Raw genomic sequence first — 14,603 nt, 5'->3', positions numbered from 1 at the left:
AGGTTACTCTTGGTTTTTGTGGGTAGGAAAATCCTGAAAATTGCCCCTGATACTGACAAGGACACTCCGATGATACGTGCTATTACCCTCCTGACTGAAAACTTTTCCGATTGGGAAACCGCGTTGATCAATTCGACGGGGCGTGGGTACTACGGTTTTGACTGCCGTTTTGCCACTCCTGGCGCAGCCCAGGTCATCTCTTCAGGTGGCATGCTGGTTACCCCCCATCTGGCAATAGAAGCCATTCAGCCTGATGAAGTCGATCTGCTGATTGTCTGCGGGGGCACTATCTGGCAAACCGCACAGGCACCGGATATCACCGCCTTGGTTGCTGCGGCTTATCAAAGTCACGCTATCGTCGCGGGGATTTGCGATGGCACTCGCGTTTTAGCGCAGGCGGGCGTGCTTGATGAGGTACGCCATACTTCCAATTCGGCAGAAAACCTGTTGAGCCTGAACTATGGCGGTGCGCAACACTATCAGGATGTGCCTTATGCCATCGCCGATCGCCGCGTTATCACGGCACCAGGTACCGCACCGGTCAGCTTTATGGCCGCAATCTTGCGTACTCTGGGTCTGGGGGATGAAAACCTCAATGCCTATCTTGCGATGCATGCTGCGGAGCACCGCAAGCCAGGCTAGTCCACTGTTATAAATAGCTTCCGAGAATCCCCTCACGTTGAGACCGGCTCTCTCTGGACGAGGGGGTCTGGTTGTTTGTGCGCAGACAAGGCCGCATAAGGGCGGTCTTTTCTCTGCCGTACCACTAACTGTGCCGGAGAGATGAGAGTGGTTTCTGCGGGCACCTTTGGTTGCAGTGGCAAACGTGGCAGATTGATTGACGACCGTTCGTTCAGATAGTGTCCTCCCCCCTGCAGCAGCCATTGATACAGCTCCTGATTGCATCTGAAATTGAGTTTGCGCATGGCGTTCTGCTTATGGGCATTGGCGGTTTTATTGCTGATTTGCAAATAGTTGCCGGTATCCTGCCCGTTCATTCCCATGTGTATACAGCGCAACACCTCCTCTTCCCGCGACGTCAAAGGAGACATACATGTGCAATCGTGGCTTGATGCTGTTGGCGATGCGAAGGGCGAAAACAGCACGCTATCCAACCGCTCGTATAATGAGGATAACGGCTGGTGGCGGTACAGCGCCCTGGTATGGCATTGTTCGCAATGCACTCTTGGCTTGAGCTGGTTTTTGTTGCGCCCCTGCTCAGTGATAAAGAATACCATCGGATGATTTTTCCGCTGATGCAAGCGGTAATGCCATGGGTAGCTAGTGACCAGATCGCCCAGGAAAATGATGTCGATATCGCTGCCAACCTGTGTTTCCTCAAGCAGACGGATGTCCTGCTGATGGGCCTGAAAATAGGCTTGCAGCCCCAGGCCCAGACCATAGGTAAAATAACGGTCAGCATCGATTATCATGATGGACAGAGGTTGTTTCATGGCATGAGTTCCTTTCAACCGGCGTGTCTGCCTTACGTGAAACACCATGGCAGACACGGGATAGATAAATGTCAGTAGAAAAAAATCAAACACAAGTCAGAAGGGGGAGGCGTATTTAGCCTTCCGCCGCAACGGGCTGCGCTTCCCTTTTTTCATGATGTTTAGGTGATGGCGAGGGTTCAGCAATATACCAGCGTAAACTGTTATTGACAGCGCCAGAGGTAACATAAGCTTTTTTGTTTTCAACTAATCGCAGCAGATAGTAACGAGCAAGGTATATTGTTGTCTCGGAGTATTCTGCGATTTCCCGTGTCTTGGGCCATTGAACCTGCGGGGGAACGCCTGTGTGATGAATGTCGCGCTTGCAAAGGGTTTGTAGAGCAATAAAAACATTATTTAGCTGCTTTTCACTTTCTTTATTGGTGCGATAAGACATGTCACTACCTCCTTTTAATGCGTCTTGATGGGTGCTATTCGAAATGGAATAATCCTATGCTGCTGGCTTTTGTTGCTAACTTTTCTAGGTGATCACAGGGGAATACTGTCAGAATCATAACCCCCATTTCTTCCTTATGAGGCGTCAGTTTACCATTCTAAGCTATCATGGACTATTGTTTCGTGAAAACCAAATTTACGATCAATGAGTTCGCAAATATCGCATTTTGCAGCATAAAATACTAAGTAATTCGTTTTTGCGACCGGACTCGTCGCAATAAGAATATTCTTGCATATAAATAAGGTTTTTATGGCGAAATTGCTATGTTTGGAAAACAACACTTTCAAAATTTAGAGGTATTTGCAATAATTTTTTGGCGACAGGAGATGAGGTTGTCCGATGGAATGGTGTGAGAATTTTCCTATCATAAATACCCTGATCAATGATTAAATTGGTGTGTGGCTGCTTTATGGTTGAAATTCTATCTATTCAAAGGTGTCGCATAAAGTTGTATTTTAATAATTCGCTTTATTCATCGGATGAAGCGCCGGAAGAGACTTGTCTTTTCTGGTGAGCTATCCCCTTCGCAAATAAAGGGGAAGGAAAAGGATGCCTTCTTTTATACCAAATGAAAGGATGCTGCCGGGTATATCCATTACCGCCAAATAAAACAGCGTTGTTCTGATAGGCACCGTTTTAATTGTGTCGGGCTAGGTATGTCTGGATTTCTCGTTAAATTAACGTTTTAAGGATAAAGAAAACATGAAACTGACTAACATTGCGCTGGCTACGGTTCTGTCTCTGGGTATGGTCTCTCTGGCAAATGCTGATGCGGGTTCGGGCAAGGTAAATTTCGAAGGTAAAATCATTGATGCACCTTGCTCTATCGCTCCAGAAAGCCTGGATCAGACCAAGAGCTTTGGCCAGGTGGCGAATGTGGCTCTGGTGAACGGCGGTAAATCCAGCGTTCTGAACTTCGATATCAAACTGCAAGGTTGCGATATCTCTAGCAAGAACAAGGTACAGGTCACCTTCGCTGGTCCAAATGGCGGCGCAACTGGCACCACCAACACCTTGCTGGCTATCACTGGCGTGGCAAAAGGTGCAAGCATCGCGATGTTTGATGGTTCTAATCAACCTATCACCCTGGGTACTGCGACTACCGTCCAGAACCTGATTGCGGGTAACAACACTCTGAGCTTCTCCGCTTATCTGCAGGGGCATGCCGGTACTACGTTGGCGGATATCGAGGAAGGTGACTTCACCTCGACCACTAACTTTACCCTGGCATACAACTAATAGTCGGTGTGACTGCATGCGGTTTCCGCATGCAGTTTTTGCTGTTCTTGTTGATTACGGGAGCCAGGGATGTCGGTGAATAGTTTTACGGCTACCTCGTTGTTTTTACTGGTGGGTGCGATGACTGCACTGCCGGTTTGGGGGGGCAGCCAGCTCAGCATGAACGGGGCGATAGTGGCCACCGCCTGCGATATTGACACCACCAGCCGAGACCAGACCGTTGATATGGGCACGCTGCCCTTTGATCGGATTGTGAATGATAGTCAGGCATTGTCGCGGCCATTCAGTATCCGGCTGGTGAACTGCACGCTTAAGCACAGCAACAATAACATTCTGGGCAAGCAGCACTTTCGCGTCACGTTTGACGGCCGCAATGTGGATGGGCACTTCGGTGTTGAGGGGGAGGCACGCGGCGTAGCGCTGGTGCTGAACGATGCGTTGGGGAATGAGGCCGTTCCAGGTAAGGCGTTGCCGCCGCAGACGCCGGTGTTGCAGGGCAAAGAAATGCTGCTGAATTACAGCGCACGCATGGTTGCCAACAACCAGCCGTTGCAGACGGGCACCTATAGCGCTCAGGTGCGCTACCAGCTGGAATATCACTGAGCTGCAGGCTGACATGATAACGGATAGTCAGCACGCCTAGACAGATTTACTTCTCCGGCAGGGTATTCCCTTTAATAACAACCATAACGCCCGGGAAAGTTTTAACGCATAAAGGTCAATGGATGATGAGCACCCCACTTGTAGGAGTACAGGTTCCGCGCACCCGCTTGTTGCCGCTGTTGATTGCGCTGGCACTGGTGAATGGCCAGGTTTCTGCCGCCAAACCTATCGAATTCAATACCGACGTGCTCGACGTTCAGGAGCGCGGCAATATCGATTTGGGACGTTTTTCCCGCAGTGGTTACGTGATGCCGGGTGAATACAGCCTGCTGATTAACGTCAACCAGCAAGAACTGCCTGAACAGACGATCCCATTTTATCCCACGGACAAAGATCCAAACGTGACCGAAGCCTGTTTGTCTGCCGCTCTGGTGGAACAAATGGGGCTGAAAGAGGAATTTACCCGCGATCTGGCCTGGTGGCATAACGGGCAATGCCTGATGATCGGTAGCCTCGAGGGGATGACGGCGCGTCCCGAGCTGGGCAGCAACACACTCTATCTCAGCGTTCCGCAGGCTTACCTGGAATACAGTTCTCCCGATTGGGATCCTCCCGCACGCTGGGATAACGGTATTCCTGGGCTGCTGCTGGATTACAACCTCAATGCTCAGAGCCAACGTCAGGATCAAAACGACAACGTCGAGAAAGGCTATAACCTGAGCGGCAACGGTGTGGTGGGTGCTAATGCGGGAAGCTGGAGGCTGCGTGCCAGTTGGCAGACGCAGATTGACCATCAAACCGGCTCTGGGCAGTCCAGCCAGCGCAACTTTGAGTGGACACAGTATACCGCTTACCGGGCGATCGCGCGGCTACGTGCCAAATTGACGGTGGGTGAAGACTTCCTCAACTCCGACATTTTCGACAGCTTCCGTTACACCGGGCTAAGCCTGGTAAGCGACGACGCGATGCTGCCGCCGAACCTGCGCGGCTATGCGCCAGAGGTGAGTGGCGTGGCACGCACCAACGCCCGTGTGGTAGTCAGCCAGCAGGGGCGGGTGTTGTATGAATCCCTGGTGCCTGCTGGCCCGTTCCGTATTCAGGATCTGAGCAACGCGGTATCGGGGCAGATGGACGTGCGGATCGAAGAGCAGGACGGCAGCGTACAGGCGTTCACTATCAGCACGGCGAGCATCCCTTATCTGACCCGGCCGGGCATGGTGCGCTACAAGCTGGCGAGCGGGCGGCCAACAGACTGGCGGCACCGTACGCAAGGGCCGCTATTTGGTAGCGGTGAATTCTCTTGGGGCGTCAGCAATGGTTGGTCACTGTTCGGCGGTGGCGTGGTGGCCGGTGACGAGTACAACGCGTTGGCGGTAGGGATTGGCCGCGACCTGATGGCGTTTGGTGCTCTGTCGTTTGACGTGACCCAGTCGCGGGCGAGTTTGCCGCAGGGGGACACGCTAAGCGGGGGATCCTATCGTCTGCGCTATTCGAAGAACTTTGACCAGATTGGTGGCCAGGTGACCTTCGCCGGCTATCGCTTCTCTGAACGTAACTTTATGTCTATGGGGGAATTCCTGGAGATACGTAACCTCGGAACCCGCAGCCAGAGCAGCAAAGAGATGTACACGGTGTCCTACAGCCAGCAATTCCGCGATATAGGACTGACGGCCAACCTGAACTATGACCACCAGACCTATTGGGATCGGGACGCCAACGATCGCTACAGCCTGTCACTGATGCGCTACATGGATATTGGCCGCTTCAAGAACCTCAGCCTGTCGATGACTGGCTACCGTAACCAGTACAACGGGCAGAATGACGACGGGGTGTTCCTGTCACTGTCGCTGCCGTGGGGTAACAGCGGTTCGATGAGCTACAGCGGCACGCTGGATCGCAATGACAACACCCACCGGGTCAGCTACTCAGACCGGGTCGGGGATCGTGGCAGCTATCAGGTGAGCACTGGCTTTACTCGCAAAGGGCCATTGGCCAGTGGTTTCTATAGTCACGAGGCGGATTGGGCGCAGATTAACGCCACCGCCAGTGCTCAATCCGGGAGCTACAGCACGGTGGGGTTGGCATTGCAGGGCGGGGTAACGGCGACTGCGGAAGGTGCAGCAATGCACCGGGTCGCTATTCCGGGCGGTACCCGTTTGCTGGTCGACACCGACGGTGTAGCCAATATCCCAATCCGTAACTACGGTGCCCCAGTGCGCACCAACCGCTACGGCAAAGCCGTAGTGGCTGACATGAACAGCTATTACCGCAACCGGGTGAATATCGATCTGGATAAGCTGCCGGATAACGCCGAAGCGATGAAGTCGGTGGTGCAGGCCACGCTGACGGAAGGCGCGATAGGCTATCGCCGGTTTGACGTGATAGCGGGTGAGAAGGCCATGGCGGTGATCCGTCTGGCAGATGGCACGATGCCGCCGTTTGGGGCAACGGTGCAGAACCTGAAAAAACGCGATGTGGGGATCGTCAGCGACGCCGGCAGCGTATACCTGAGTGGTATTGAGCGCGGTGAAACGATGACGGTTCACTGGGATGAACAGGCGCAGTGTGAACTGACATTACCGGCGGTATTGCCGGCGAACGGCATGGCTGAACTCTTGCTGCCTTGCCGGGCGATAACCGCGAAAAAAGACTCCACAGACCTGGCCGCAATACAGAAAAAGGCTGAGACAATACAATGAGATACGAAATGACGAAAACCAATACGGGGATGGCGCTGGTCGCCGCAACCTTACTGTGCGCGCTGACCACGCAGGCCCAGGCGGCGATCGCGCTAGATCGTACTAGGATCATCTTTCCTGGCGGCGATAAGTCGGTCAGCCTGAGCGTCAACAATGACAACCCGCAATTGCCCTATCTGGCTCAGGGCTGGATAGAAGACACCAAGGGCAACAAGGTGACCAGTCCGTTAACGGTACTGCCACCGGTACAGCGCATCGAACCGGGTGCCAAGAGCCAGGTGAAGGTACAGGCGTTACCGGTATTGAGTCAACTGCCACAGGATCGGGAAACGTTGTTCTACTTCAACCTGCGTGAAATCCCGCCGAAGAGTGACAAGGCTAACACCTTGCAACTGGCGTTGCAGACGCGCATCAAACTGTTCTATCGGCCAAAAGCGCTGGTGAAAACGGTCACCGAGATGGCGACGCCGTGGCAGGACCAACTGACGTTGACCAAGCAGGGCGACAAGTATGTGGTGAACAACCCGACGCCGTACTACGTGACGCTGGTGGATGCGGGCAGCAGAAAGGGCGTCAGCGCAACGGGTTTTGAGCCGCTGATGCTGGAGCCGAAAAGTAGTGCTCCTTTAGGTATTAGCGCGTCGGTATTAGGGGGATCGCCAGTGCTGACCTACGTCAACGATTATGGCGGCCGCCCAGTGCTGACGTTCCGTTGCGGCGGATCGGACTGCCAGGTGGAACCGGCGAAGAAGAGTTAATTGAAACCGGTCGTGCCAGGTTACAGGGAGAGGGCGCGGGGTCAGGTCTGCAAGGAGAGAACGTATGCAACAATATTATCCTGTTCCTGGCAAACATCGCCGGGGGAGCATGAGATCGAGGGCCTCAGGCTATTGTCTTACCGGGGTGCTATTCAGTGTCTTGCTGACCAGCGTTCCGGTCAGCGCGATGCCGGTGAATATCAGGGGAACCGTTATACTGCCACCGCCCTGTACGATTAATAATAATCAAACCATTTGGGTGGACTTTGGCGATGAGGTGATGACTACCCGGATTGATGGCGTCAACTATAAGCAGACCATTAGCTATAGCCTGAGTTGTGACATCCAGAAATCCAACGATCTGAAAATGAGGATTCAGGGGGGCCCGGCGGGCTTTGGAACCGGATTATTGGGCACCAATAAAGGTGATTTGGGTATCGCTTTGTACTATGGGACGCAACGGTTGAATATCAATACCTGGTTTAACTACACCTATCCCAATCAACCGGTGCTGTATGCGGTGCCGGTCAAGCGTAGCGGGGCCACCTTGACGGGGGGCGAGTTTACCGCCTCCGCCACGTTATTAATTGATTACCAGTAAGGGAGCACAAGACATGCGAATTCTACTGTTATCCCTACTGACCGCGGGTATAAGTGGCTTGTTATCAACCGCATTTGCCGCAGGGGGCGATATGAGGTTTCGAGGAACGCTGCTCGAACCACCGCCTTGTAGCATTAATAGCGGTAATAATATCATCGTTGATTTTGGCCTTAAGGTGGGTGTCAAAAAAGTGGATGGCGTTAACTATATGCAGAACATTAATTATGATCTGGTTTGTGAGCCAAATACCCATGGTTGGGCGTTAAAATTGAAGCTTACGGGGAACCCCGTTTCTTTTGATAACGCCGCGGTGCGAACCAATATTAACGGGCTGGGGATTAAAATCCTGCGTGACGGTCAACCCTTTGTTATTGGCAGTGAAATAACCATCACGCCGACCAGTAAACCCCAGCTTAAAGCCGTACCGGTGCAGCAGGTGGGCATAACCCTAACGGAAGGCGCGTTTGAAGCAATGGCAACGCTGCAGGCTGATTATCAATAACAGGGAGATATATCATGCGATTTTCGGCACTGTTACTATCCCTGACTGTAGGGTTTTGCGGTTTATCCAGCGTATCACTGGCGCTTGATAACGTACGCTTTAGAGGCGCTTTGGTGGCTGACCCTTGCACATTGCGAGTCACGGATGAGAATATCAATATCGATTTTGGTTCCATCGTTGAGAAATACCTTTATATCAACACCCGTACGCTAGGGGTGCCGTTGGTATTACATCTCGATGATTGCGATCTTAGCCTGGGAAATATGGTGAAGCTGACCTTTTCCGGTACGGAAAATAGCAGATTGAACGGTCTGTTGGCGATATCCGGGGCGAGCCAGACCAGCGGTATTGGCATAGGTATTGAAACGCAGCAGGGAAATAAGGTCGCGATCAATACCGGTCGCTATAACCAAGGGCTGATCGCGGGCAATAATACCATTAGCCTGCGGACCTATGTGCAGGGTGAACCCGATGCGATTAGCCAAAAAACCATTAACCCTGGCGACTTTACCGCCAGCGCGACGTTTTTATTGGAATACGAGTAGCCCGTAATACGGCTTACCCTGAAATCGATGGCGCGACTAATAAGTCCGCGGTAGATAAGGGATGATCACAGGGGTAGTTATGCAAGCCATTAAAGCGATACTTTTTGCTGTCACGTTGCTGACAACGTATAGCGCCAATAGCGCGATTTATTCTTATATTACCCGTAGTGAGGGGACACCCGAGAACGCCAAATATTGGTGGACGATTGAATACTGGGATACCGTCGATGCTACACCCAATCCGTGTTATGGCTGGGGGCAATGTACGGTATTTATTGGCCACCGGCACAGTGATGCTGGTGAGGCGGGCCCTGGTGTTTCAGATGGTGGCGAATACCTTGACGGTATCCAGAATTTGCGCACGGTAGGCGACGTAGGGGCGGCTTTTCAGCGTAAGTATTCGCTACCACGCAGTGGAACTCAGAATCACGTTGGCCCAGCGGTGACGCAGGAATGTGTAGGGATGTACTATAAAACGACAGCTGGAACCTCCAGTGCCGGTGGCAGCACCATGATGCCCAGTAGCCTATGCGGGATTGTACCGCCGCCGGTGGGTAAATGTGAATTTACCGAAACCAGCGTTGAACTGACCCACGGCCAAGTCCAACTGCGGGATATCGAAGGGCATCAGGCGAGGCAAACTGGTTATATCCGTTGCACGCAAACAATGGACGTTGTGGTCTACGCTGCGGGAGCGGGCGGAAATGGGATGGTCAACCTCAGAAGCGACGGTAGCCTGAAAAGCCGCCTGACCATTGGCGGGGTGAACGGCGCTACCGGGCTTAGAATACGTGCTTTGGCAGCGACCAAGATGCCAGTGGAGTTTGTATCTACGCTGACTAAAGTGGGGACTGTGGAGGCCGGTGATTTCTTCGGGTCGGCTACCGCTATTCTGACTATGCCATAGTGACTGATATCGGGCGCGGCATGCGGCTGCTTCAACCGCATGCTGCGCCTGTTTAATCCGATCATCAGGTTTTTCTCACCGTAAGCTCCAGCGCCACGTCAATTGGCGTCATATTTTTAACCGACTGTGCTTCTATGACCTGGATCTTCTGCAGGTCAAAAATCTCCTTTTTTGTCTCTCAATCAAGAGCGGGTGCCGGATAATTTGAAAAACGGGATTCAGCTCACTCTTATTCACCCTGTAAAGGGGCTTTCATCTCAACTCAAATGCTTGGTTGAGGTCTGCATCGCGTTGGCATCAATGGTGCCAATAGATAACCCTATTAATAATTATCCTGAATACATCAATTGATAACCAATCATATTGTCTTATGTTTAAGTAAGATGCTTCTTGTTTTGTTTTAAGTAATAACTTAGATATTAAGAATATATGACGGTGAATACAGGATTATTTGCCTGTTTGAGAGAAAATTCCATTTGAACTATCAGAAAGATTAATCAATAATGGTTGCCATTCAAAATTTGGTAATGGCTCCAATTGGTTGAACTTGCTGTATAATGCTCGTTTTTGAGGTTCTCTCATGGCCAGCGTTAATGTTCATTGTCCCCGTTGTCAGTCTGCTCAGATTTACCGGCATGGGCAGAACCCTAAAGGCCGTGACAGATTTCGCTGCCGTGACTGCCACCGCGTGTTTCTCCTAACTTACACCTACGAAGCCCGTAAGCCGGGTGTCAAAGAGCAGATCACCGAAATGGCGTTCAACGGTGCCGGTGTTCGCGATACCGCAAGGACGCTGAAAATCGGCATTAACACCGTCATTCGCACTTTAAAAAACTCGCGCCGCGACGAATAACATCCTCTCCAGTTGCTCATGCTGACGTAGCACTTATCTGCGAACTCGATGAGCAATGGAGCTTTGTCGGCAGTAAAGCCCGGCAGCATTGGCTCTGGTATGCGTACAACACCAAAACAGGCGGAGTCCTGGCCTATACATTTGGCCCCCGCACGGATGAAACCTGCCGTGAGCTGCTGGTTCTACTCACCCCTTTTAATATCGGAATGATAACCAGCGATGACTGGGGTAGTTATCGCCGGGAAGTGCCGAAGGATAAGCATCTGACCGGCAAAATATTCACTCAACGTATTGAGCGTAACAACCTGACACTGCGTACACGCATCAAAAGACTCACTCGCAAAACTATCTGCTTCTCACGCTCTGTTGAGCTGCATGAAAAAGTCATTGGTGCCTTTATTGAGAAATACATGTTCTACTAATTGGAGGCATTACCCAAAATTTCAATCAGTTCTATTATCACTCATGTCAATTTAAACGTATCGGCCCACTACCGATTCGGCACACGATAGGGGGATCAGCGGCTTTGCTATCGGTCCTGCGCCATTGTGTTTTGATAAAAGCCATTCCCGAAGGGGGGGTAAATGGTTTTATTTATAGCTTAAGCATTATAAAACAGAGGTAAGTTATAAGTAATATCAATAATAGGCTCGCTGCACATATTGGCCTTGCTGGAGGGGTATGTATTCACGTGATGGTTTATTTCGATGGCGGCTTTGCGGCTAGAAATTGGCAGGAATAGACGAAATAGTTAGGGAAAAATATCCATATGTTAAAAGGACGAACAAAACGTAAGCTGCTAGGGGGAGGCGCTTTAGTGGCGATTGCCATAGTGGCTTATTGGCATTTCAGCCAACCGCTACCTGCGGAGTTTAAAACGGTTAAGGTTACCCAGCGTGATTTTCAACAGAACGTTTTGGCGACCGGCCAACTGGATGCGGTACGCAAGGTTGATGTGGGGGCTCAGGTCAGCGGACAGCTAGAGAGCCTGAAGGTCGAGATTGGCGATAAGGTGCAAAAAGGCCAACTGCTCGGCGTGATCGATCCCCAACAGGCACGAAACAGCATTCGTGAAGGCGAGGCCACGCTACAGCAACTGCAAGCCCAACTGCAACAGGCACAGGCGGAGCAGCAACTGGCAGAGGTCACCTTGCAGCGTAACCGCGAACTGGCCAAGGTGCAGGCGGTATCGCGCCAGGATCTGGATAAATTGACCACCGAGCTGGCGGTGAAAAAGGCGCAGGTGGCAAACACCCGGGCGCAGATCGCCAAGAATCAGGCCAGCCTGGATACCGCCAAGATCAATCTGGCCTATACCCGCATTGAAGCGCCGATGGACGGTGATGTGGTGCAGATCACCACCTTTCAGGGCCAAACGGTGATTGCCGCGCAGCAGGCACCCAATATTCTGACGCTGGCAGATATGAGCACCATGCTGGTGAAGGCCCAGGTTTCCGAGGCGGACGTCATCCACCTCAAGCCGGGGCTGAAAGCCTGGTTTACCGTGCTGGGCGATCCGAACAAACGCTTTGAGGGCGTGCTGAAAGACATCCAACCAACCCCAGAGAAGGTCAATAACGCTATTTTCTATTACGCGCGTTTCGAAGTGCCAAATCCGCAGGGATTGCTGCGCCTGCAAATGACCGCGCAGGTGCATATCCAACTGGCTGGCGCCAGCGATGCGCTGGTTATTCCGCTGGTAGCGTTAGGGGAGCAGATCGCCGATAACCGTTACCAAGTGGCGGTGCTGCAACAGGGCCAGAAACAGCTGCGGGAGGTAACGATCGGCATGCGTAACAACCTGGATGTGCAAATTGTCAGTGGATTGACAGCCGGTGAAGAGGTGATTGTCAGCCGCGGCGGCGTGGAGGACAGCTGATGGCCGCACTGTTGGAACTGAGTGATATCCGGCGTAGTTATCAATCCGGCGATCAGACCCTGGAGGTATTGAAAAGCGTCAGCCTGCGGATAGAGGCCGGTGAGATGGTGGCGATCATCGGGGCTTCCGGCTCCGGTAAATCGACGCTGATGAACATTCTCGGCTGTCTGGACAAACCCAACAGCGGCATTTACCGCGTGGCCGGGCAGGACGTGGCCACGCTAAATGGCGATGCATTAGCCCAACTGCGGCGCGAGCATTTCGGCTTTATCTTCCAGCGTTATCATCTGCTGCCACATCTGAGTGCGGCGCATAACGTGGAGGTGCCTGCCGTTTACGCTGGGATGAATAACTCGGCACGGCATGCCAGGGCGGCGGCCTTGCTGCAACGCCTTGGGTTAGGGGAACGAATTGCCTATCGGCCAAGCCAGCTGTCCGGTGGGCAGCAGCAGCGTGTCAGCATTGCGCGGGCATTAATGAACGGTGGCCAGGTGATCCTGGCGGATGAGCCAACCGGTGCGCTCGATAGCCACTCGGGTAAAGAGGTAATGACGATCCTCAAGCAGCTATGCGAGCAGGGGCATACCGTGATCATCGTTACCCACGATCCGGCGGTAGCGCAGCAGGCCGAGCGGATTATCGAAATCCACGATGGCGAAATCATTGGTGATTCTCGGCCACAGGGGCAGGGCAAGGCACAGGCCAAATCGTTGGAACTGGCCACACCAGCCCCGTCCTGGCAGCAGATGGCCGACCGTTTCCGGGAGGCGTTGTCGATGGCCTGGTGGGCGATGGCGGCCAACAAGATGCGCACCTTGTTGACCATGCTGGGGATCGTCATCGGCATTGCCTCGGTGATCTCGATCCTGGTGATAGGCGATGCAGTCCAACAGCAGGTGTTGGCTGAGATCAAATCCATCGGTACCAACACCGTGGACGTCTATCCCGGTAAGGATTTTGGTGACGATGATCCAACCCTCCGCCAGGCGTTGAAATATGACGATCTGAGCGCATTGCATGCACAACCTTATATCAGCGCGCTTTCTCCCATGACTCGCAGCAGCATGCGTCTGCGCTTTGGCAATATCGATGTGGCGGCTAATGTGGCGGGCGTCAGCGAGCAGTTTTTCCGGGTGTACGGTATGGAGTTTTCTCAGGGGGCGGCAATTGATGTCCGGCAGGTAGAGTCCCAGACGCAGACGGTGGTGATCGATACCAACACCCAGCGCCGTCTGTTCCCGCAACAAAAAAACGTGCTGGGTGAGGTGATCCTGATAGGCAATATGCCTGCGACCGTGGTGGGGGTGGCGAAGGAAAAGCAAACCATGTTTGGCAGCAGCAAGATGCTCAGCGTCTGGGTGCCTTATACCACGATGGCCAATCGCCTGATGGGCAACGACTACTTCGATTCGATCACCGTGCGTATCCGCGATGGCTATAACAGCCAGGAGGCGGAACAGCAACTGACGCGTCTGTTGACGCTGCGCCACGGCAAGAAAGACTTCTTTACCTACAACATGGATAGCCTGGTGCAAACGGCGGAGAAAACCACCCGTACGCTGCAACTGTTCTTGATCCTGGTGGCGGTGATTTCGTTGGTGGTGGGGGGGATTGGCGTGATGAATATCATGCTGGTCTCGGTCACCGAAAGAACGCGTGAAATCGGCATCCGCATGGCCGTAGGCGCTCGTTCCGGCGACGTCCTGCAACAGTTCCTGATTGAGTCGGTGCTGGTCTGCCTGGTGGGGGGGATTTTAGGGATCGCGCTGTCGTTCAGCATCGGCTTACTGGTGCAGTTGGCGATGCCGGGCTGGCAGATCAACTTCCCGCCGGTGGCTCTGCTGAGTGCGTTCCTGTGTTCCACCGGTATTGGTGTCGTGTTCGGTTATCTGCCTGCGCGCAGCGCTGCGCGGCTCGATCCCATTGACGCATTGGCACGGGAATAATCAGCCAAACCCTAATTTCACCCTGATCCGCGAGCACTGCCGAACCCTCGGCACAATAACGTTCAGGTGATACCTATTGCTGTGAGTCGATACTCACGGTGTTGGCCGTGCTATGACTCAA

14 protein-coding genes are annotated in these 14,603 nt (G+C 52.9%); 12 read left to right on the top strand and 2 right to left on the bottom strand.

The annotated features are described in order from the left end of the window. The first annotated feature begins 69 nt into the window (after positions 1-69). On the top strand, positions 70-642 hold the full coding sequence (locus tag ACMV5H_RS00965; RefSeq protein ID WP_098929790.1) for a type 1 glutamine amidotransferase family protein: 573 nt from the start codon (positions 70-72) through the stop codon (positions 640-642). Between the two features lie 32 nt (positions 643-674). Here the strand turns inward: ACMV5H_RS00965 and ACMV5H_RS00960 are convergent, their stop codons facing one another. Next, the gene (locus ACMV5H_RS00960) at positions 675-1,454 is read right to left on the bottom strand and encodes a helix-turn-helix domain-containing protein (protein ID WP_179251941.1); all 780 of its coding nucleotides are present in this window, start codon (positions 1,452-1,454) and stop codon (positions 675-677) included. A gap of 115 nt (positions 1,455-1,569) precedes the next feature. Continuing rightward, a complete protein-coding gene (locus tag ACMV5H_RS00955; RefSeq protein ID WP_115159720.1) occupies positions 1,570-1,890 on the bottom strand; it encodes a FaeA/PapI family transcriptional regulator in 321 nt (106 codons plus the stop codon). A 762-nt stretch (positions 1,891-2,652) separates the two neighbouring features. On the opposite strand from ACMV5H_RS00955, the gene ACMV5H_RS00950 reads away from it, so the two are divergent. From ACMV5H_RS00950 to macB, 11 genes are all read left to right on the top strand, one after another. Then, positions 2,653-3,189: a fimbrial protein gene (locus ACMV5H_RS00950; RefSeq protein ID WP_024482986.1), complete on the top strand. Its 537-nt coding sequence runs from the start codon at positions 2,653-2,655 to the stop codon at positions 3,187-3,189. Between the two features lie 69 nt (positions 3,190-3,258). Further along, a complete protein-coding gene (locus ACMV5H_RS00945) occupies positions 3,259-3,792 on the top strand; it encodes a fimbrial protein (RefSeq protein ID WP_115159719.1) in 534 nt (177 codons plus the stop codon). A 122-nt stretch (positions 3,793-3,914) separates the two neighbouring features. After that, positions 3,915-6,491: an outer membrane usher protein gene (locus ACMV5H_RS00940; RefSeq protein ID WP_373994987.1), complete on the top strand. Its 2,577-nt coding sequence runs from the start codon at positions 3,915-3,917 to the stop codon at positions 6,489-6,491. Between the two features lie 8 nt (positions 6,492-6,499). Further along, entirely contained in the window at positions 6,500-7,249 is a 750-nt protein-coding gene (locus tag ACMV5H_RS00935; RefSeq protein ID WP_024482983.1) for a fimbria/pilus periplasmic chaperone, read from the top strand. Positions 7,250-7,313: 64 nt separating this feature from the next. Further along, the gene (locus ACMV5H_RS00930; protein ID WP_414821314.1) at positions 7,314-7,850 is read left to right on the top strand and encodes a fimbrial protein; all 537 of its coding nucleotides are present in this window, start codon (positions 7,314-7,316) and stop codon (positions 7,848-7,850) included. Between the two features lie 13 nt (positions 7,851-7,863). Beyond that, the gene (locus ACMV5H_RS00925; protein ID WP_021806797.1) at positions 7,864-8,352 is read left to right on the top strand and encodes a fimbrial protein; all 489 of its coding nucleotides are present in this window, start codon (positions 7,864-7,866) and stop codon (positions 8,350-8,352) included. A gap of 14 nt (positions 8,353-8,366) precedes the next feature. Beyond that, positions 8,367-8,897: a fimbrial protein gene (locus ACMV5H_RS00920; protein ID WP_115159717.1), complete on the top strand. Its 531-nt coding sequence runs from the start codon at positions 8,367-8,369 to the stop codon at positions 8,895-8,897. A gap of 79 nt (positions 8,898-8,976) precedes the next feature. Beyond that, complete coding sequence (locus tag ACMV5H_RS00915) at positions 8,977-9,804, top strand: adhesin (protein ID WP_115159716.1); 828 nt, start codon at positions 8,977-8,979, stop codon at positions 9,802-9,804. Between the two features lie 580 nt (positions 9,805-10,384). After that, positions 10,385-11,079 (top strand): IS1 family transposase gene (locus ACMV5H_RS00910; protein ID WP_414821313.1). Its coding sequence is split into 2 segments (ribosomal slippage): positions 10,385-10,631 and positions 10,631-11,079, totalling 696 coding nucleotides; the frame shifts between segments, so codons are not numbered across the junction. 347 nt (positions 11,080-11,426) lie between these two features. Further along, positions 11,427-12,536, top strand: coding sequence for a macrolide transporter subunit MacA (gene macA / locus ACMV5H_RS00905; RefSeq protein WP_115159715.1), 1,110 nt, complete (start codon positions 11,427-11,429; stop codon positions 12,534-12,536). After that, on the top strand, positions 12,536-14,482 hold the full coding sequence (gene macB, locus ACMV5H_RS00900; RefSeq protein WP_115159714.1) for a macrolide ABC transporter ATP-binding protein/permease MacB: 1,947 nt from the start codon (positions 12,536-12,538) through the stop codon (positions 14,480-14,482). The genes macA and macB overlap by 1 nt, the downstream gene beginning before the upstream one ends. Positions 14,483-14,603 lie beyond the last annotated feature (121 nt).

This window comes from Serratia sp. N21D137 (assembly GCF_047530005.1).
Classification (GTDB): domain Bacteria; phylum Pseudomonadota; class Gammaproteobacteria; order Enterobacterales; family Enterobacteriaceae; genus Chania; species Chania fonticola_B.
Note: the sequence above shows the minus strand (reverse complement) of the source record. Positions and strands in the feature narration are given on the sequence as shown.